Annotated in this window: 16 protein-coding genes, 1 tRNA gene and 1 pseudogene; 13 read left to right on the top strand and 5 right to left on the bottom strand. The window is 66.2% G+C overall.

Annotated elements, in window-relative coordinates:
• Positions 1–118 precede the first annotated feature (118 nt).
• The 9 genes and pseudogenes from AB0M88_RS12480 (at position 119) to AB0M88_RS12440 (ending at position 8,270) form a co-directional block, all read left to right on the top strand.
• Complete coding sequence (locus AB0M88_RS12480; RefSeq protein ID WP_364099678.1) at positions 119–616, top strand: hypothetical protein; 498 nt, start codon at positions 119–121, stop codon at positions 614–616.
• 183 nt (positions 617–799) lie between these two features.
• Positions 800–1,195, top strand: a complete 396-nt coding sequence (locus tag AB0M88_RS12475) for a hypothetical protein (protein WP_364099675.1) — start codon at positions 800–802, stop codon at positions 1,193–1,195.
• A 98-nt stretch (positions 1,196–1,293) separates the two neighbouring features.
• Positions 1,294–2,226 (top strand): hypothetical protein, encoded by a 933-nt coding sequence (locus tag AB0M88_RS12470; RefSeq protein WP_364099673.1) that lies wholly within the window; start codon positions 1,294–1,296, stop codon positions 2,224–2,226.
• A gap of 177 nt (positions 2,227–2,403) precedes the next feature.
• Positions 2,404–3,633, top strand: coding sequence for a peptidoglycan-binding protein (locus tag AB0M88_RS12465; protein WP_364099670.1), 1,230 nt, complete (start codon positions 2,404–2,406; stop codon positions 3,631–3,633).
• Positions 3,630–4,307 (top strand): ABC transporter ATP-binding protein, encoded by a 678-nt coding sequence (locus AB0M88_RS12460; RefSeq protein WP_364099667.1) that lies wholly within the window; start codon positions 3,630–3,632, stop codon positions 4,305–4,307. The genes AB0M88_RS12465 and AB0M88_RS12460 overlap by 4 nt, the downstream gene beginning before the upstream one ends.
• Positions 4,308–5,510, top strand: a complete 1,203-nt coding sequence (locus tag AB0M88_RS12455; RefSeq protein WP_364099664.1) for an ABC transporter permease — start codon at positions 4,308–4,310, stop codon at positions 5,508–5,510.
• Between the two features lie 238 nt (positions 5,511–5,748).
• Positions 5,749–6,015: pseudogene (locus tag AB0M88_RS12450) on the top strand (transposase); the annotation flags it as partial.
• A 65-nt stretch (positions 6,016–6,080) separates the two neighbouring features.
• Positions 6,081–6,971 (top strand): MFS transporter, encoded by an 891-nt coding sequence (locus AB0M88_RS12445; RefSeq protein WP_364099661.1) that lies wholly within the window; start codon positions 6,081–6,083, stop codon positions 6,969–6,971.
• A gap of 627 nt (positions 6,972–7,598) precedes the next feature.
• Positions 7,599–8,270, top strand: coding sequence for a hypothetical protein (locus tag AB0M88_RS12440; protein ID WP_364099658.1), 672 nt, complete (start codon positions 7,599–7,601; stop codon positions 8,268–8,270).
• A 468-nt stretch (positions 8,271–8,738) separates the two neighbouring features.
• On the opposite strand, the gene AB0M88_RS12435 is transcribed toward AB0M88_RS12440, so the two are convergent.
• From AB0M88_RS12435 to AB0M88_RS12425, 3 genes are all read right to left on the bottom strand, one after another.
• A tRNA-Met gene (locus AB0M88_RS12435) sits at positions 8,739–8,812 on the bottom strand.
• A 98-nt stretch (positions 8,813–8,910) separates the two neighbouring features.
• The gene (locus tag AB0M88_RS12430) at positions 8,911–11,952 is read right to left on the bottom strand and encodes a UPF0182 family protein (protein WP_364099655.1); all 3,042 of its coding nucleotides are present in this window, start codon (positions 11,950–11,952) and stop codon (positions 8,911–8,913) included.
• Positions 11,953–12,032: 80 nt separating this feature from the next.
• The gene (locus AB0M88_RS12425) at positions 12,033–13,064 is read right to left on the bottom strand and encodes a PDZ domain-containing protein (RefSeq protein WP_364099653.1); all 1,032 of its coding nucleotides are present in this window, start codon (positions 13,062–13,064) and stop codon (positions 12,033–12,035) included.
• Between the two features lie 90 nt (positions 13,065–13,154).
• On the opposite strand from AB0M88_RS12425, the gene AB0M88_RS12420 reads away from it, so the two are divergent.
• Positions 13,155–14,432 (top strand): zinc-dependent metalloprotease, encoded by a 1,278-nt coding sequence (locus tag AB0M88_RS12420; RefSeq protein WP_364099651.1) that lies wholly within the window; start codon positions 13,155–13,157, stop codon positions 14,430–14,432.
• A gap of 121 nt (positions 14,433–14,553) precedes the next feature.
• Here AB0M88_RS12420 and AB0M88_RS12415 read toward each other — a convergent pair whose 3' ends face one another.
• Both AB0M88_RS12415 and AB0M88_RS12410 read right to left on the bottom strand, forming a co-directional pair.
• Positions 14,554–15,150 carry a hypothetical protein gene (locus tag AB0M88_RS12415; RefSeq protein ID WP_364099648.1) on the bottom strand — a complete coding sequence of 199 codons (597 nt, stop codon included), beginning with the start codon at positions 15,148–15,150 and terminating at the stop codon, positions 14,554–14,556.
• Between the two features lie 9 nt (positions 15,151–15,159).
• Positions 15,160–15,693: a M48 family metallopeptidase gene (locus AB0M88_RS12410; protein WP_364099645.1), complete on the bottom strand. Its 534-nt coding sequence runs from the start codon at positions 15,691–15,693 to the stop codon at positions 15,160–15,162.
• Positions 15,694–16,156: 463 nt separating this feature from the next.
• Here AB0M88_RS12410 and AB0M88_RS12405 point away from each other — a divergent pair, with 463 nt between their 5' ends.
• From AB0M88_RS12405 to AB0M88_RS12395, 3 genes are all read left to right on the top strand, one after another.
• Positions 16,157–16,318, top strand: coding sequence for a DUF5679 domain-containing protein (locus AB0M88_RS12405; protein ID WP_015625326.1), 162 nt, complete (start codon positions 16,157–16,159; stop codon positions 16,316–16,318).
• Positions 16,319–16,512: 194 nt separating this feature from the next.
• Positions 16,513–17,661 carry a hypothetical protein gene (locus tag AB0M88_RS12400; protein WP_364099642.1) on the top strand — a complete coding sequence of 383 codons (1,149 nt, stop codon included), beginning with the start codon at positions 16,513–16,515 and terminating at the stop codon, positions 17,659–17,661.
• Positions 17,662–18,233: 572 nt separating this feature from the next.
• Positions 18,234–19,580 (top strand): AarF/ABC1/UbiB kinase family protein, encoded by a 1,347-nt coding sequence (locus AB0M88_RS12395; protein ID WP_364099639.1) that lies wholly within the window; start codon positions 18,234–18,236, stop codon positions 19,578–19,580.
• Positions 19,581–19,596: the final 16 nt, after the last annotated feature.

The raw sequence follows: 19,596 nt of genomic DNA, 5'->3' as shown, positions 1-19,596 counted from the left end.
CGGATGATCTGTTTGCGGTCGGTGTCGGTGGTGCTGGTCGCGTGCCAGATCCGGGGCAGGTCCGCGGCTGCGGCGATGATGGCCTGCTGCTGGGCGGGGTCAGCGTGGCGGGAGTGGTGTGCTGGAACCGGTCTTGTTCCTCGACCAATGCCCGTTGTTCGTGCAGGGCTCGCTCCCAGCCGGCTTCCAGTTGCCGGACGACGAGCCGGTTCTGCGGGTCGACGGCCTGGTAGCAGCGGCGGGCGTGGTCGACGTTGATCTGGGCTCGTTCCAGCCGCAGATTCCACAACTGCTCGAGGCGTTGCCGCTCGGTGTGGACCTGCGCGATGGCGTGCAGGCTCACCGCAATCGCGGCGGGGGTCAGCGCTTGCAGGACGGCGGCGGTGCCAACCTGGTCGATGCAGCGGCCGGACATGCGCTGGCAGACCGGGCCACCGTACTCGGCGCGGGTTCCGCCGCAGTTGTAACTGATCCGGGGTTTGCCGGCATCGACCTGGTAGGAGACGGTCATCCGGCGCTGGCAGTGGCCGCAGCCCTCGGAACAATTGTAGTGATTCAGTTGGATGGCGGGCATTCAGGACATGCCAGGTCGCGAAAATTCGCCGACCCCCATTGATCGGCGTCTCTTCCCCGTGATAACTTCGCTGTCACGAACAGCGGGGGCGCTCTGATACCAACTTGAATGCCGTTGCCGGGCAACATTGCAAATGAGGCCTAGCATTGTCCGATGCGTAGATCCGGTCCTCGGCGTCCTTGTTGCCCATCTTTAGTAGAAAGCTCGTCCCCGCCCAGAAGAAGGGTGGAAGATTTGAAGCTCTCAAGAGCGATTGTCAGTGCCGCAGTCATTGCCGTGTCAGGTGGTGCCGGTGCCATGTTGATGTCCGGTCCGGCGCAGGCGACCACTGTCGTCGGCCTCGAATTCGAGAATGCCAACTTTGGCGGCGCCAGCAACTACTGGGAAAGAAGTACTAGCGGCTACGTTTGCACGGCATCAACGGACGACCGCGACTGGGGTACCACGAACGTTGGCAGCGCCTGGAACGATAGGATTTCCTCCTTCTATGTGTATGCAGACTGCTTGGCGCGCCACTGGGAGAGCGCTGGCTATTCCGGAGCAAGCTTGGGGTATGCCGGTAACACCGCGAACATGGGCTCGGCCATGAACGACCGAACCACCTCAATCGAATGGTCATGATCTTCTGAGAAACGTCTGTTGCCTTCGGATTAATCGTCGTCTTGATTGGTGGGTTTTCCGTGTGGATCGGAGATCTACGCGTTGCCAGGTTTGTTGCCGTGAGCGCCATTGTTCTGGCGACTGGTGCATGCGTCCATGGCTCCAATCCAACCGAACCTGAGCCGAGCATTGGACCAATACCAACAATTGATAACGCCAATCAGCTTAACCTGCCGCTCGATGCATACGACGTGAAAAAGAAGGAGTACGTTAGCGTCAGGAGGGCGGCCTGGATACTCACGGGAGACTGTGTTGCTCGATTCGGAGGGACATACACGCTCCCGGAGAGCGTGTTGTTGGACAATCTTCCGCCGTTCGAATTGGGAAACTCCCGGCGCTACGGGCTGATAGACAGCAAGAACGCGGGTGAACGTGGTTACGACCTCCCGCCCAGCATAGCTCCCTCCTCGACCACAGATTCCACCCCCCAAGAGTCTTCTGGGAAAGGAAAGGGGGCGGGAGGATGGAATCCGAGCGATGCAGAGTTGGTCCTGGTTCGGGGTGCGGAACCGGGTAAGCTCGCGCCAAAAGACGCCAACGGCAAGGAACTCGGTCGGGGCGGCTGTTCCGCCGAAGCAGACCAAATTCTGGCCCAAGGTTTCTCCTCGGATACCACGATCCCGCAAGGGCAGATGGATGAAAATCTCCCTAGCCGCCTGGCCGCCGATACTTTTCACCAAGCAGAGCGAGACTCACGCGTAGTAAAAGCTATGAAGGAGTGGAGCGATTGTATGCAGCGCTCCGGCTACTCTTACAAGTCGATCTGGGATCCGAACAATGAGAATTGGCCGGAGCCGCCAGCAGCGACCGAAATAGCAACTGCAACGGCTGACGTGAAATGCAAGCGCGAGGTAAATTTGACCGGTATGTGGTTCGCAGTTGAGATTGGCTACCAGAACAGAGTGGTCGCAAAAAACTCGGCAGCACTAGACATACTCCTCAAATACCACGCTGCCCAGGCCCGGAACGCCGCCCGTGTTGCCGGAGGCTGACGCTTGAGCACGTCCTTCCTCAAACACGCACTTTCACGGAAATCGGAACCTGACGCTAAGCCCGACGCACTTGAAGTGCCCTCGCAGCGAGGCGGCCGACGCCGTGAACACTTAGTGCTCTGGGTCTCAGCCATTGCTGTCATCGTTTCGGTAGCCGGGATGCTAGCCTCATTCTGGGTGAAATCGCCGGAACAGGAGCGAGCCGAGACAGCGCCGCCAAAATCGAGTGTTCTCACTGCTGCAGTACAACGACGAGTGCTCGTCAGCACCGTGGTAACACGAGGGACGGTCGACGCGGCGAATAAGGTCGAGGTTACACCGATTGTTAATGGCGTATCTACCCAAGTCATCACGGCCATTCCGGCGAAGTTGGGAAGCCAAATCGATGCTGGAAGGGTGATCGTAGCGGTCTCCGGTCGGCCACTCTTTGTGTTTCATGGTAAGATTCCGGCCTATCGAGATCTAAAGCCTGCCGATACTGGAAAAGACGTTCACCAGTTGCAGCAGGCCTTAAGTGAATTGGGCAAATATGGTGGCGGGGACGAGGCCGGATATTTCGGCCCAGCGACCAAGTCCGCAGTCCGTCAGTTGTACAACGATGCAGGTTATGATGCACCGAACACTGGCGGCCCCGGCGGTATCGATGACCAGGCAAGTCTAAATGCCGCAGAAGACGCGGTGGACACTGCAGAGCAGGACGTTGCGGCTATCCGTCGTCGTATCGCAGCGGGTGAAAAGGCTTCCGTGGACGAGGAGTCGTTTTCTAAGCAGCTCGCGAGGGCGGAGATCAAGCTCACACGAGCTCAGCACGGCCGAACCGCTCTCCTCGCGCGGACTGGCACAATGCTGCCGGCCGGAGAGTTTGTATTCGTGCCTGACTTTCCGGTTCGCTTGGTCGCTATAACTGGAAAGATCGGGAACACTGTCAAAGCGCCCCTAGTAACACTCGCTTCTGGTGACCTCCGCGGAACGGTCAAGCTACGCCCTGATCAGGTGCAATCTGTGCGCGTAGGTATGTCAGTCAAGTTGGACGCAGAGACTCTCGGCGAACAGGTTGACGGAAAGGTAACGCAAGTTGGTGTTGTCACTCCGGACCCGAATGGAGGACCGGCATTCGTTCCAGCAACGGTAACGCCGGCAAAGGCTCTCCCCGTTCAGTGGGCGGGCTTGGACGTCAGAGTTAGTATTATTTCCGCAAAGACTGAGCAGCGGGTGCTTGTCGTGCCATTATCAGCAATATCTGCGGGGGCGGACGGAAAGACGACCGTTTCCGTAAGCGACAAGACGGGGACCAACCGGCGCGTCGAGGTAAAGGCTGGCGCCTCAGGGGACGGATTTGTGGCGGTAACGCCAATCGGCGGGGAACTGAGCGAAGATGATCTCGTTGTAGTCGGCGGGGCCTCATGAGATCCCTTGTTGCCCCGGTCGTAGTATTCAAGGGCATTGCGCGCACCTATCCGGGTTCACCACCTGTGGCTGCGCTACGTCCGGTCGATCTCAAGATCGAGTCTGGCCGGTACGTAACTGTCGTTGGACCCTCGGGATCCGGGAAGTCCACCTTCCTGAATATATTGGGGTTGCTGGATCGGCCCACACGGGGTGTATACGAACTCGACGGCATTGACGTTAGCTCGCTGCCGGAAAAGGAACGAACCGCTCTTAGGGGCAATCGGATTGGGTTCGTATTCCAAGCGTTTAACCTTCTTTCGCACAGAAGTGCAGTCGAGAATGTCGCCCTCGCGCTCCTCTACAGCGGGCGCCCCAGGACTGAGCGCATCGCGGCTGCGCGAGCAGCCCTCGACACCGTAGGTCTAGCCCACCGTGCGGAGTCGCTGCCTCGCACCATGTCTGGTGGTGAACAACAGCGAGTCGCTATAGCCCGCGCGTTGGTGCACCGGCCGAGCTTGCTGTTATGTGATGAGCCAACTGGCAACCTTGACAGCACGACGGCCGGCGAGGTCCTGGGGCTTCTAGAAAGACTTCACATGGATCGCATGACGGTGGTTGTCATCACGCACGATATGGACGTCGCGCGGCGTGGGGAACTTACCCTCTCGATCCGAGATGGCATCGTGGTGTAAATGGACCGTTCCCGCCTCAAGCTAGCGGATCTCGCCAACGAGGCGCTCGCTGGCTTTGTCCAGCGTCCAGTCAGATCTGCTCTGACCATGATCGGTACGATCTTGGGCGTCGGGACTTTCGTCGCAGTCCTAGGACTTACGAGCACAGCGAGTGGACAGATCGATCGGCGCTTTAGCGAGCTTGCTGCGACGCAGGTGACGGTAGAGGACATTGGTGGTTCCAACGACGCGGACAACGCCGTCTCCTTCCCTCCTGACGCTTCCTCAAAGATTGAAGCCCTTAACGGGGTAAGGCATGCGGGCTTGTGGTGGACGATCCCGTCGGACAAGCTGAAAATCACCGCGATTCCGGGAGTCGATGGCCCGGCTGGCCTGTCGATCACCGCGATAGACCCTTCTGCGCTTGCCGCCACACATCCGCGTTTGCGTTCCGGTCGTATCTACGATGCCTTCCACGAGAGCCGGGCCGAACGCGTTGCAGTCCTAGGATCTGTCGCTGCCGAAAGACTTGGAATTACGCGAATCGACAGTTTTCCGGCCGTCTTCATTGATGGCACGCCGTACACCGTCGTCGGAATAGTCGACGATGTCGCACGTATGAACGATTTACTTTTCAGTGTCCTAATTCCGACGAGCACAGCACGGGCCGTTTACGGCGAGCCGACCATCAATCGGCCGAACATGCTAGTCGAAGTGCAGGTCGGCGCAGCCAATCTGGTTCGACAGCAGTGCGCTCTAGCGTTACGGCCCGATTCCCCTGGTCGTTTCCGGGTTTCCACTACTGCTGACGCCAGGGTCCTTCAACAAACGATCGCCGGTGATCTCGGGGAACTTTTTCTTGTCCTTGCTGGGATATCACTGCTTATCGGCGCGGTTGGTATCACTAATACGACTCTCGTTGCGGTCATGGAACGAATACCTGAAATTGGACTACGTCGCACCTTGGGCGCACGTCCATTGCACATTGCAGTTCAGTTCTTAACAGAATCGACAGTTCTCGGCCTGGTCGGCGGCCTGATTGGTTCTAGCATCGGCATCGCGGCCGTAGTCCTGATCTCGATTTCCCGCGACTGGACGGCCATCCTTGCCTCGTGGTCCGTTCTCGGAGCGCCACCCGTTGGCGCGATAGTTGGGCTTTTCGCAGGCTTGTATCCGGCACTGCGTGCCTCACGCATAGAGCCGGTTGAGGCTCTCCGCAGGTAGCCTCAAGCGCCACACCTGAACGTCGGGGTTTGTCAGAGGGCAGACTGCTGCCTCTTCAAGACCATGAGTTTGGTGCGGGTGGCTGCGCGCGGTCCGGGCAACTGAAGTTCTACCTTCGGGTGGCGGCTATTCCGCCGGCAACGCGTGACCCGTTGAACCAGGGTCATTGCGTGTTCGGGTAGCTGCTGGTCACAGCCCGAATGAGGTCGTCTGATCGGCGGCCGGCGCGTCGGTTGGCCCGGGGCTCGGTCTCATCCTCGGCGCCCGGGTACTCGGCGAGTTCGGAGACGACCCGACCCGCTTCACCCATGCTGCCAGCCGCCGCGCCTACGCCGGAACCGCACCCATCACCCGCGCCTCCGGCCGCCACCGCGCCGTGCTCGCCCGAAACATCCGCAACAAACGCCTGGCCGACGCCTGCTACCTCTGGGCCTTCGCCATCCTCACCCGATCACCCGGCGCCCCCGCCTACTACGACCGACGCCGAACCGCCGGCGACCGGCACAAACTCCGCCCAGGCGACGTTCTCGGCAGAGGTCAGCGAATCGCGGTCTGCGCTCCCTGACGGTCATGTTCGCGATCACGAACTGCCTCGACCAGGCCCTGCTCACGCTGCTGCTACCAGTCTGGTTCCACGCCCACGGCTACACCGCCGCCGACATCGGCGATTGCCTCGGCCTATTCGGAGCGGCCGCCGCCTGCACCGCTCTGCTGTCCACCGCAGTCGGGCACCGCCTGCCCCGCCGCCCCACCTACCTGACCGCGATCATCGTCTCCGGGATCAGCCGCTTCGTCGTCCTCGCCGCCGACGCCCCGCTGCCCGCCATCTACACCACATTCGCTGTCGCCGGCCTGGCCAGCGGCATCGTCGGCTCCCTAATACTCAGTCTCCAGATCGAACGAATCCCCTACCAAGTACGCGGCCGGGTCCTCACCCTCATCAACACCGGCGCCTGGACCGGCATCCCCCTCGGCGGCCTGACGGCGGCCGCCCTCACCGCCCTCGCCGGCACCACCGGCGCCCTCTGGCTGGCCGCAGGCGGCTACCTCGCAGCCGTCCTCGATCCCTACCGCCACCTCACCCCAGACCGCACCACCACACCGGCCGCAGCCGATTCCATCAAGACACCGCGGCCGACCCCCGCCACAGCGTCGCCTCGGACGCCCGCGTCAGGCCCGCCGTCGCCGAGCCCGTCGAGCTACCGGGACGGTTTTCTCGACGACACCGCGCCCGTGGCACGCGGCGACCTCGGCCGCATCCCTGACGCACGTAACCCCGAACGACTCCACGCTGCCGCCGACGAAGCCTGGGTTCTGATCGACAAGCTCTCCGCAGCTGTAGACCAGTCCCAGGCCCTCACCGATCCGCCCGGCAAGCACAACAACACCTCAGCGGCCCGTGAGCATCGGCCAACACAACGGAACCGGCGCCACCAGCAGGCAGAAAAGGACCCCGCATGAGCGCAACATCCCGAGCGTCCCGGAGACGGCCGGGCCGCTCGGCGCACCCGATCACAGCGCCGTCGAACACCAACCCAGCACTCCGCGACGGCTGTGCCCGTCAACCCAGCGTGGCCGCACCGCCCCACTACCGATACAGCAATCGCCTCCGAAAGGGCCCGTTCGTGAATCAGTTCCCCATCGTCAAGGTCGACGGTGATGTCCTGTACGCCCCGATCCACCACTACCGCCATCCGAGCTCGGGCCGCGTCGTCGACCTGGTCCTGACCGTGCACTACGGCGAACCCGACTACTACACCCAACTCGGCAAGTTCATCGCCGGACGTACCGAGCACGGCGCCCAGGTCCACACCGAGGCCCACGACCCCCGCATCGGTGTAGACCGCGACAAGCTCACCGCCGCCGAACGCAAACTCCTGAACTCGATCAAACACACCGCCAAGATCAAGAGCGCCCGGCTGCCGCTGATCGGCTGGCAGAGCCAGTTCCAAGGACTCCCACCCCAGCCCCCGGCTGGAAGACCTGTGACCTGCCGGCCATCGACGTCATCCGCGGTATCGGCGTCCGCAAGATGCGCGTCATCTTCGCGTCGACCGCCTGCTGACCGGACGACGCGTCGACGCCGACATGACGTGCTCCAGCGCGGCTCCCGCAGACCGGCGGGCCGCGCCATCGCCATCGGAGGAAGGCATCTCCGCGCTGATCTTCGGGTACGCCGGCCGCCACCACTACCTCGACGGCAAGACCCACATCGGCAACGACCTGCTGGACACCATCCAGGGCATGGTCGCCCACCTCGAGGTCGCCACCCACCGCGCCGCCGACTGGGAGAAAGCCATCCTCACCGGCTTCACCGCCTGGCGCGCCCTGCGCCGCCTTCACGGAGGCACCGTACGGCTCGACCTCGACACGCAAACCCTCACCGTCGTCGAACCCGGTCCGGCCATCGGCGCCCCGAAGCGAATCGGGGCAGCCGACCCGCTCCGCGAGACCATCTGCGGACTGCACCGGAGCAAGGACGCCGCCTACGGCGACTCCTGGAAACGCCGCGGAGAGCAAATCTCGATCATGGCCAATATCGCCCGCAAGGTCGACCGGCTCAACATTCTCGCCGCGATCGGCGAGGCGGCCACCACCGACGAAAACGCCATCGACACCGCCATCGACCTGTTTGTCTACGCTCTTAAATACCTCACGTACCTCGCGGACCACGACGACGACGCCTCCACGACCTGCCCGTCGAGCAGGAACACGTCACCAATCGGAGCGACGGACTCGACGGTTTCGAATACCTCCTGAACGCCACCGACCTGTCGCCGCTCGACACCGCTCCCGCCGACCCGCTCAACTCGCTCATCGCGACGGCCGACCACACCTACACCGAACTGGAAAACTGCTTCACCACGCCCGGCTCAGCCGCGACTACCCGGCGACGCGCCCAGCTCGCCGCCACCCTCGCCAACGACGCGCTCCGCATCCTGTCGCGCCTGCGCGCCGCCAGCCCGGCGCTCTACCAGGACTTCCTCACCACCTGGAAAAGCACCGAAACAAGCTGAACACTCCCGGCGCTCGCAACCTATGGCAACCCGAGGACCGAGTGCTGTACCACACCAACCTGTGCGAACGACGCGGTAAATCGATGTGCAGCAATCAAGTGGCCCGCGTCACCGGTTAGTGTTTTTTCGTCTGCGACCACCTTGCGACCACGGAGTACACAAAGGCCCTTCACCCGTACGGGTGAAGGGCCTTTGACCTGCACTTTCTCTGTAGCGGGGACAGGATTTGAACCTGCGACCTCTGGGTTATGAGCCCAGCGAGCTACCGAGCTGCTCCACCCCGCGTCGGCCTGTTAACACTAGCGCAACCCGCACGGCACCTGCAAAGTGACCCCCAAAAGCCCGGTGGCCCGCCGCTGGCGGGCCACCTGACCTGGGGTTTCTCAGCCGCTCGGGGTTGGCGACGGGTTTCCGGAGGCGGGTGCGCTCGGCGTCGCTGGCGCGCTTCCGGACGGGGTCACCGTCGGCCCGGTGGCGGGCTGGCCGGCCGCCTTCTGCGCGTTCTGGAAGTCGCTCATCGCCTGGTCGAGCTGTTGGAGCGCCTGCCCGTACTTGGCGAAGTCGCCGGATTTCTGGGCGTTGCGCACGTTCTCGATGGCCTGATCGACCTTGGCGGCCGCGTCGGCGAGTTGGCCGCTGAGGTTGGCGGGCGGTGCGTTCGGCTGGGTTGGCGCTGTAGTGCCGCTACCCGGGTTGGTGCCCGCCTGTTTACTGAGGGCGTTGAGGCCGTCCTGCAGGTTGTTGGCGAGCACCACGTAGGTGCCGCCGTCGCCGTACGACATCAGGACCTTCTGCAGCAGCGGCGCCGCCGTGTCCTGGTTGCCGGCTTTCACGTAGACCGGCTCGACGTACAGGATGCCGTTGTCGACCGGCAACGTGATCAGGTTGCCGTAGAGCACTTGCACCTGGGACTGGCTGCTGTTGGACAGCAGCCCGAGTAGCTCGGTGCGTACCGCCGTGTTGTTGGTCATCTTTTGATGGACCTGGACCGGGCCCGGTGTGACCGTTTGATCGGGCACTTCAGTTATCTGTAAGTGTGGATTGTCGCCGGCGTCGTAATAGCCGCTGATCAACGCGGCCAGGTTTTCCCGGTTGTACGGCGTGACCGCGGCCGTGAGCTGGAACGTCGTGCCGGCCTGCTGTGGCAGCTGGATGTTCAGGTAATACGGTGGCTGCCGCACGTTGCTCTGCGGGTTGTCCGGCGCGTTCGGCACCTGCCAGAAGTCCTGGCCGGAGAAGAACGCGTGCGGGTCGGTCACGTGGAATTTGGTGAGCAGGTTCCGCTGCACCTTGAACATGTCCTGCGGGTAGCGGAAGTGTTGGGCCAGCTCGGGCGGGATCTGCGCCTTGGGGATGATCAGGTGCCCGCCGAACGCCTTGTTCCAGGCCTTCAGCACCGGGTCCTGCTCGTCGAACTGGTAGAGCTTGACCGTTCCGTCGTAGGCGTCGACCGTCGCCTTGACCGAGTTGCGCATGTAGTTGACGTCGTCGCGGTCGAGGGCGAACTGCCCCTGCCCGGTCAGTTCGTCGCGCGTCTCCGTGGCCAGGTTGATCTTCTGGGAGTACGGGTAGGTCGACGCGGTCGTGTAGCCGTCGAGAATCCAGACGATGCGGCCGTCGACGACCGCCGGGTAGGGGTCGCCGTCGATGGTGAGGAACGGCGCGACCTTTTCCACCCGGGAGCGCGGGTCCCGGATGTACATCATCTTGGAGTCTTTGTTGATCGCGTCGGAGAGCAGGAAGTTGCTGTCCGCGTTCTTGATCGAGAAGACGAGCCGGCGGAAGAACGAGCCGATCGGCACGCCGCCCTTGCCGTCGTAGGTCGAGTATTCCCCGGCCTCCGAGTTGTTGTTGCCGGCGGTCTGGCCGGTGGCGTCGGGCGCCGGCCGGTCGAACTCGACGTGCTTGGTCGAGTCGGTCTGGCCGACGATCGCGTACTCGGTGGATTCCTCGCCGTAGTAGATCTGCGGGTGGTCGACCGGGATCTGGTCGGTCGGCGAGGAGCATTCCTGCTGGTTGGTGCTGCCGGTCGGCGTGCCGGTCGCCGGCTGGCTGTTGGTGAGGAAGCCGGAGACGAAGTACGGCAGGCCGTTGCAGACCACCTTGTTGGCCGGGGCCGCGACCAGGCCGTAGCCGTGGGTGTAGACCGTGTGCCGGTTGATCCAGTTGCGCTGCTGGGTGGTCAGCTTGTCGTCGTTCATCTCGCGCACGCCGACGACGTAGTCGCTCGGGGTTTTCGCGCCGGCCAGGGTGTACCGGTCGACGTCCAGCTTCTTGCCGAAGTCGTAGAACCCCCGGTATTGCTGGGCCTGGGTGAACGCCTGCGAGACGAGTTGCGGGTCCACGATGCGTACGTTCTGAGCGCTCGTGTTCGTCGCGAGGGTGGGTTTCGGGGTGAAGTTGTCGGTCTGCGCCGGCACCGCCGGCGACGACGACCCGAGGTCGAAGGCGGTCCGGGTGGCGTCGATCGACCTCTGGATGTACGGCGCTTCCTTGTCGGCCAGGCTGGGCTTGACCTCGAAGTTCTGCACCGCCAGCGGGTAGATGCCGCCGATCGCGACCGCCGAGATGGCCAGCAGGGCGAGCGAGACGCCGGGCCAGACCAGATTGCGCATGCCGGCGTTGGAGAACACGATGATCGCCACCGCGACCACGATCGAGATGTAGGCCAGGATCTCCTTGGCCGGCAGCAGCGCGTTGACGTCGGTGTAGCCGGCGCCGTAGAGGCCGGGTGACACGTGCTGGGCGAGCAGCAGGGCCCTCCGGTCGAGCACGTACGCCACGGCCTTGAGCAACACGAAGATCGCGACCAGCGTGGTCAGGTGGGCCCGGGCCGCGGTGGTCATGCGGTCGCCGACGCCCTGCAGGCGCACGCCGCCGAAGAGATAGTGGACGGCCAGCGAGCCGATCACCGACAGGACGATGGCGGTGAACCCGACCCCGAGCAGGTAGCGCCAGATCGGGTAGTCGAAGACGTAGAACGAGAGGTCCACATGGAACTGGGGGTCCTTGACGCCGAACGGCACCGCGTTGCGGAAGAGCATCCAGTCTTTCCAGCGGCCCTGTGCGGAGAGGCCGGCGAAGAACCCGATGATCACCGTGAGAACGGTGATCCAGGTGCCGAGCCGGGGACCGATGACCATGCGGTAGCGCTCGAGGGTGGCTTGTTCGGCGGAGTGCGGGCGCAGCAGCGGCCGCAGCCGGTAGGCCAGATAAAGATTCGCGGCGATGACCAGCGCGATTGCCACGCCGATCACGACGAACAGAAGTAGCCGGGTCAGCAGAACACCGGTGAAGACATTGGTGAAATGAACTTCGTTGAACCAGAGATAGTCGGTGTACGCGTCGATGCCCCAGCCGAGCAGCGTGAATAAAAGGAAGACCCCGACCAGGACGCCGACGGTGACGCGACCGCGGCGACTCATCCTCGGCAGAGGACTATTACGCATGACCAACGTTGGCTCCACACTTCAGTCGGGCCGAATTTCTCACACTACGACACCTGTCACGACGCCGAGCACGGCTTGGGAGTGCCGCCGCTGGTGAAGGTCTTGAGCGCGGTGAGAGCGTCGTCCACGTTTGCCACCTCGGCCATCGGCAGACCGGGAACCGCGTTCTGCAGGGCTTCGGCGCAATTGTCTTTGGGCACCAGGAAAATTTGTGCGCCGGCGCTCTTCGCTCCGACCAGTTTCTGTGGAATACCGCCGATCGGGCCGACATTGCCCCCGTCGTCGATCGTGCCCGTGCCAGCGATGATCTTGCCGCCGGTGAGATCCGCCGGCTCAAGCTTGTCCAGGATCCCGAGCGTGAACATCAGCCCGGCACTCGGCCCGCCGATCTTGTCGAGATCGATGTGGATGTCGTACGGGCTCGGCTGCTTGGTGGTGATCTGAACACCCAGCCGGGGCGTCTTGCCGTCCTTGGCGTCGGCCTTCGTGGTCACCGTGGCCGTGCCCGCCTTGCCGCCCCGGGTGTAGCCCACGGCCAGCGCGGTGCCGGCCGGCTTGGCCTGCACGAGGTCGGTGAGCTTGCCCGGGTCGGTCACCTTGCCGCCGTCGATGGTGGTGATCACATCGTTGGCCTGGAGCAGGCCGGTCGCCGCCCCGCCCGCGGTCACGCTCTGCACGACCGTCTGCACCGGGTAGCCGAGCTTGGTCAGCGCCACCGTGACCGCGCTCTGCTGCGACTCGGTCCACTCCTGGGCGTTCTCCTGCTCGACCTGCTTCTCGGTCTGGTTGGGCGGGTAGATCAGCTCACGCGGGACGACCGCGTCCTTCCTGCTGAACCAGCTGCCGATCGCCCACACCAGCTCCACCTGCGACTGCACGTTGACCGTGGTCAGCCGCAGCTGCCCGGTCGAGGTCGAGGTCTCGCCCTTCTTGACCTGGATGACGTCCTTACCGTCGGCGGTGCCGAGCGTATTGACCGTCGGCCCGGGCTTGAGCACCACGTAGGGCAGGGGTGCGGCCATGACACCGACTGCCAGCAGAGCGGTGAGCAGGGCGCCGAGGATTACCGTGACACCGCGACGTCTCATGCGCGTGAGACTATCGCCCCTGTCTGAGTTCACTCTGAGCTGACACCGCCAACGGTCCGGAGCTCGTGTTTCGCGCGTACCTTTGACTACGTGCCCGATATCCCGTTCGGCTTCTCGTTGCCGGGCGCTCAGCCGCCCGATCCCTCCGACCCGCAGCAGATGCAGCAGTTCATGAATCAGCTGCAGCAGATGTTCGCCGCGCCCGGCAGCGGCCCGGTCAACTGGGACCTGGCCCGCCAGGTCGCGGCGAGCCAGCTCTCCGGATCCGGCGATCCCGCCGTGAACATGTTCGAACGGCACCAGGTCGAGGAGTCGCTGCGGCTCGCCGACCTGTGGCTCGACCCCGCCTCCGCCCTGCCCAGCGGCATCAAGGTCGCCGCGGCCTGGAACCGCAACGAGTGGATCTACAACACGCTCGACGTGTGGAAGAAGCTCTGCGACCCGATCGCCGGCCGCATGGTGGGCGCCATGGGCGACCTCGTCCCCGATGAGGCGAAAGCCCAGCTCGGTCCCATGCAGTCGATGGTCGCCACGCTCGGCGGCGCACTCTTCGGCGGCCAGCTCGGGCAGGCCCTCGGCCAGCTCGCGGCCGAGGTTCTCTCGGCCGGCGACATCGGGCTTCCGCTCGGACCGGGCGGCACGGCCGCCCTCGTCCCGGCCAACATCAAGGCGTACGGCGAGGGCCTCGAGATCCCCGAAGATCAGGTACGCCTGTACGTCGCCCTGCGCGAAGCCGCCCACCAGCGGCTGTTCGGGCACGTTCCGTGGCTGCGCGCGCACGTGCTGACGGCCGTCGAGACGTACGCGAACGGCATCACCGTCAACCGCGACGCGATCGAGGAGGCGATGAGCCGGGTCGACCCGAGCGACCCCGAGTCGATGCAGGCGATGGCCCTCGAGGGCATCTTCACCCCCGAGGACACGCCGCAGCAGAAGGCCAGCCTGGCCCGCCTCGAGACCGCTCTCGCCCTGATCGAGGGCTGGGTCGGCCACGTGGTCGACGCGGCGGCCGGCGACCGGCTGCCGTCGGTCGTACAGCTCGGCGAGGCGTTCCGCCGCCGCCGGGCCGCCGGCGGACCGGCCGAGCAGACCTTCGCCGCACTGGTCGGCCTCGAGCTGCGGCCGCGGCGGCTGCGCGAGGCGGGAGCGCTGTGGGCGGCGGTCACCGAGAGCCGCGGCATCCAGGGGCGGGACGCCCTGTGGGGGCACCCCGACCTGCTGCCGACCGACGACGACTTCGCCAACCCGCAGGCGTTCGCCCAGACGAGCGACGACTGGGACATCAGCGAGCTCGACAACCTGGGTGACGCTCCCAAGGAAGACGGCCCGAAGGACAAGGGCGAGGAGCCCGGTCCCGCGGCTGAGTGACACCCCGCCTGTGGACAGCCCCCGGGTTGTCCACAGGCACCCCCCACGATCTTCATTTTCGCGCGAGAATGGCATCGGGGGGCGCCCCCGCGGGCCTCGTCCAGCCGCTTGAGCAGCAATCTCAGCCGCCGAGCACGGCCCGCGTGTTGTCCCAGCCCTCCAGCCCCATGTCGAGCGACGCCAGCTCCTCAGCGCCCCTCAGCCGCCGCCACGCGGCCGTGGTGGTCACCTCACCCGGCTGCGGCGCCCCCCGCCGCAACATCTGAGCGGTCGCCTCATCGAGCCCCACATCGCCCACCCACGAGGCGAGCGGCAACCGGGCCGCCACCCCGAGCGCCCCTCCGCCCGGCCCACCCGGCGCCACCGCCAGGGTCTTCGCGTCCAGCGGCTGCAGCAGCTTCCCCAGGATCATCCCGGGCACGTCGGGCGCGTCCGCGGCCACGATCGCCGCCTGATCGAAACCGTCCTCGACCGCCGCCGAGAAGACCGGCCGGATCGTGGCCGACGGCACCTCCCACACCCGCATGCCCGGCCAGGCGATCTCTTCGGCCAGCTCACGGTCGGCCGGGACGCACGCGATGGCCGGCGAGGCGGCGGACAGCCGCGCGAGGAGGTCGATGACGTCTTCGGCCAGCGCCGCCCGCCACTTGTCGAGCGCCACCCCGGGCGGACTCCACGTCACCGGAACCAGCAGAGCAGCAACAACCCGTCGAACCACGCCCGAACTCTAGTCGTCGGCCAGAACCAGCCCGGTCGCGGCGCTGATGCCCTCGAGGTAGCCCCGGGCCCGCTCGGACTTGGGGTAGCGGCCCACCAGGTCCCAGAACCGGGCGTTGTGGCTGGGCACGACCAGGTGGGCCAGCTCGTGCAGGAGCACGTAGTCGATGACCCAGTCGGGCATCTCCTGGATGCGGTGCGAGATGCGGATCGTGCCGTCGTCGGGGGTGCAGGAGCCCCAGCGGCCGTTCTGGTTGGTGACCCAGCGCACGCTGTTCGGGATGATGCGCGCCGCATGGTCGGGCAGGTAGCGGGTGGTCAGGCGACGGGCCCGGGCCAGCAGCTCCTCGTCGGTGCGCCGGTCGCGCTCCTCACGGGCGGCGAGACGGGCCAGCATGCGCTCGACCCACTCGGTCTCCTCGGCCCGGGAGAACCGATCCGGGATGAGCACGACCACGCGCTCACCGTCGCGATACGCGGACACCGTCCGACGCCGGCGCTGGCTGCGCCGCACTTCGACGACAGGCTTGCGCGTGCGTGCCATTACCGGCTCGCGCAGCCCAGGTTCGGGTTCACGTTGAGACGCTAATCCGTGAGACCCATGTCACCGCAAGAGTACGGCCGATGACACCTGTCGGATATGCGTACTTCGTCCGCAAATAACCGAAAAAATTTTCCACCCTCGCAACACAGACGATTGCTCGTCGCCCCCGCCTCGCGCAAGTTCCTGCCAGAAACAGCGAAAAGATCCGGTTTGAAGACAATCGTCGGCGTGTTTCGGGCTAATTGGACGAAAAGGTCGTTTTCTCCCGGCACACTCAGCGTCGTCGGAGACACACGCCGACGCTGCGCTGACATGGAACTGGCCTGACCTGGGTAGTGACCGCCGAGCGGCGGCCACATCCACGTGGTCGCGGAGCGGTCCAGCGCCGAACAGAAGATCACGGCCCGCCGTTGCGGGCAGGCACCGGGCCGATCCGGCCGACGACATGACACTAGGAGGAACCGTGGCCGACAACACGTACAACGGCTACTGCGTCAAGTGCAAGGAGAAGCGCGACTTCCAGGGCACGGTGGAGGTCTCGAAGACCGGCATGAACATGGCCAAGGGCAAGTGCCCGGTCTGCGGCACCACCGTCAACCGGATCCTGGGCAAGGCCAAGGCCTGATCCGCGTTCCCCGGGGCGGGTGACCGCCCCGGGGGAACCCGTATCCGTGTCGACTCAACCACGTTTAGTGATTGGTGGTCCGTCCCCAGCCTGTGGATAACTTCGTCAGAGCTGTGGACAACATGTGTCACGAGCCTCGTTGCCCTGTGGACAACTGATCCGCTCCGCAGCGCCCCCGTGACACGGTGTCACCCGTGAACCGCCCCATCCTCATCCCCGGCCTCCCCCGCTTCTGGCGCGGCCCACGCGAGATTCAGTTCGGCTCCGACCCGTCCCGGGCGCTGTCGATCGAGCTCCCCGACCCGCGCGCGGCCCAGATCCTCGACCTGCTCGACGGCACCCGCCCCGAGCGGGCCGTGCTGCTGCGAGCCGCCGAGCTGGGTGCCCCCGTCGACCAGGCGAAAGCCCTGCTCGAGGCCCTGCAGGCGGCCGGCCTGGTCCTTCCGGCCGCCGACCTGCTTCCAACCGCTGTCCCCGACGAGCCGCGGCGCCGCCTGATCGGCGAGGCGGCCGCGCTGGCCATGACCGGCAGACATCCGGCCGACATCCTGCGCCGCCGGTCCAACTGCCGGGTCATCCTGACCGGGCCGGGCCGGCTGGGCGCGCCGATCGGGGTCGCCCTCACCGAGGCGGGCGTCGGCTCGGTGCAGGCCGACGTGCCGGGCACGGTCGGCCCGGGCGAACTGGCGGGCGGCCCGCTGCACGGAACCGACCTTGGCCGGCCCAGGCGGGAGGCGATCTCCGACGCCGTCCTCCGCGCCGCCTCCGGCTCGTGCCCCCCTTCCGTACGCCGCATCACCGCGCCTCGGTCACGCCCCCCTTCCGTACGCGACCCCGCCGACCGCCCTCCTTCCGCGCAGGACAACGCCATGCCCCGCCTGCACCCCGCTTTCCCGCCGGCCACCGACGGCACCGGCCCGCACCCTCCACCCGAGTTCGACCCCGCCATGTCCCTGGTCGTGCGGCTGGACCAGGACGGACCACCCGGAGTGCCACACCTGGCCGTCACCATCCGCGACGGCACACCCGTCATCGGCCCGTTCGTCCCGGCCTTCGGCGGCCCCTGCCTCCGCTGCCTCGACCTGCATCGGCAGGACCGCGATCCGGCCTGGCCCAGCCCACCCCGCCGGCCACTCCACGAGGCCATCCAGCCGTGCGCGGTCGCCACCCTCCTGGCCGCCACCGCATTCGCGACCGCCGAGGCCCTGACCCACCTCGACGGCGGCCGTCCCCAGACCGTGGGCGCCACAGTCGAGATCACCGCCCCCGGCCGCACCCGCCGCCGTCGCTGGACACCCCACCCCGCCTGCCACTGCACCGCCGATCCGCCGGCCCGGCACTGACTTGCCCGCCAACCACCAACCCGACTGCACGCCGCCGAGCCGGCCGCCCACCGCCAACCCGACCGCCCACCGCTGAGCCGGCCGCCCCCGCTGTCCCGACCGCCAACCGCCAACCCGGCCGCCCACCGCTGAGCCGGCCGCCCACCGCTGAGCCGGCGGCCAGCGCTGACCAGCCCCGGCCGGTGCCGGCCTACCCCGCCGGTGCCAGCCCGGCCGGCCAGCCGTGCCCGCCCGCACTCCGAGCGCCGGCCTGCCCGCTCGGCACAACCCGTACTCTCGCCGCCGGCCCCACTCTCGCCGCCGGCCCCACTCTCGCCGCCGGCCCCACTCTCGCCGCCGGCCCCACTCTCGCCGCCGGCCCCACTCTCGGCGCCGGCCCCACCCCAGCGGCAGCGCACGCCGCTGCGGCCACCCGCGCACTCGGCCGGGGCGCCACCCGGCGGAACCGGGCCGACCTCGCGGCGTGCGTGGGACAGATCGCGTCGGGCAATGATCGGACATTCGCCCATCAAACCGGACAGAGGCCGCCCACCCGGGCGGATGATGGCCGATTCTTCGGTCACAATGATCGGGTGAGCGACATACCGCGCCGTGCCGCGGCCCGCACGGCCAAGCTGGCGGCACTGCCTCTCGGCTTCGCCGGGCGCACCGCACTCGGGTTGGGCAAGCGCGCCGTGGGCATCGCGAGCGACGTGATCTCCGCCGACATCCAGCAGCGCACCGCCGAGCAGCTGTTCAGTGTGCTCGGGCAGCTCAAGGGCGGGGCGATGAAGTTCGGCCAGGCCCTGTCGGTCTTCGAGGCCGCGCTGCCCGAGGAGATGGCCGGGCCTTACCGTCAGGCCCTGACCAAGCTGCAGGAGGCGGCCCCGCCGATGCCGGTGGCCAGCCTGCACAAGGCGCTCGCCGAGCAGTTGGGCGACGACTGGCGCGACAAGTTCGGTGAGTTCGACGACAGCCCGGCCGCCGCGGCCAGCATCGGCCAGGTGCACCGCGCGACCTGGAAGCTGAAGCCGGCCCGCCGGAACGCCAGGCCCAAGACGATCCAGGTCGCGGTCAAGGTGCAATATCCGGGTGCCGGTGAGGCCCTGCTCGGCGATCTCAAGCAGCTGGGCCGGCTGGCCGGCATGTTCAAGATCATCCAGCCCGGCATCGACGTGAAGCCGCTGCTGGCCGAGTTGCGCGAGCGGATCACCGAGGAGCTCGACTACGCGATGGAGGCCGAGACCCAGCGGGCCTTCGCCACGGCGTACGAGGGCGACGAGGAGATCTTCGTGCCCAAGGTGATCGCCCAGGCGCCCCGAGTGCTGGTCACCGAGTGGGTCGAGGGCACCCCGCTGGCCAAGGTGATCTCCGATGGCACGGTCGAGGAGCGCGACGAGGCCGGCCGCCTGATGGCTCTTCTGCACTTCTCCGCCCCGGCCCGGGCCGGGCTGCTGCACGCCGACCCGCATCCGGGCAATTTCCGCATGCTGCCCGACGGCCGGCTCGGTGTGATCGACTTCGGCGCGGTGGCCCGGCTGCCCGGCGGCCATCCCGAGCCGGTCGGCCGGCTGGTGCGGCTGGCGCTCGACGGCGACGCCCAGGGGGTCGTCGACGGCCTGCGTGACGAGGGTTTCATCGCCGCCGACGCCGAGATCGACGCCGAGGCGGTGCTGGCGTTCCTGCGCCCGATGATCGAGCCGGTGGCGGTCGACGAGTTCCGGTTCAGCCGGGCCTGGCTGCGCGGCGAGGCGACCCGCCTGAGCAATCCCAGGTCCCCGGCCTACCAGCTCAGCCGCAAGCTCAACCTGCCGCCGTCCTACCTGCTGATCCACCGGGTCACGCTCGGCTCGATCGGGGTGCTGTGTCAGCTGGAGGCCGAGGCGCCCTACCGTTCGATCCTCGAGGAGTGGCTGCCGGGCTTCGCACCGGTCGGATAGGCAACCGCTTTTCATG

The organism is Actinoplanes sp. NPDC051411, from assembly GCF_040682075.1.
Taxonomy (GTDB): domain Bacteria; phylum Actinomycetota; class Actinomycetes; order Mycobacteriales; family Micromonosporaceae; genus Actinoplanes.
This window is presented reverse-complemented; position numbering and strand designations above follow the sequence as displayed.

Bases quoted from the DNA above. Each gene is read 5' to 3' on its own strand.
- AB0M88_RS12460 (WP_364099667.1), top strand. From the start codon at position 3,630: ATGAGATCCCTTGTTGCCCCGGTCGTAGTATTCAAGGGCATTGCGCGC.
- AB0M88_RS12455 (WP_364099664.1), top strand. From the start codon at position 4,308: ATGGACCGTTCCCGCCTCAAGCTAGCGGATCTCGCCAACGAGGCGCTC.
- AB0M88_RS12445 (WP_364099661.1), top strand. From the start codon at position 6,081: ATGTTCGCGATCACGAACTGCCTCGACCAGGCCCTGCTCACGCTGCTG.
- AB0M88_RS12440 (WP_364099658.1), top strand. From the start codon at position 7,599: ATGACGTGCTCCAGCGCGGCTCCCGCAGACCGGCGGGCCGCGCCATCG.
- AB0M88_RS12430 (WP_364099655.1), bottom strand. From the start codon at position 11,952: ATGAGTCGCCGCGGTCGCGTCACCGTCGGCGTCCTGGTCGGGGTCTTC.
- AB0M88_RS12425 (WP_364099653.1), bottom strand. From the start codon at position 13,064: ATGAGACGTCGCGGTGTCACGGTAATCCTCGGCGCCCTGCTCACCGCT.
- AB0M88_RS12410 (WP_364099645.1), bottom strand. From the start codon at position 15,693: ATGGCACGCACGCGCAAGCCTGTCGTCGAAGTGCGGCGCAGCCAGCGC.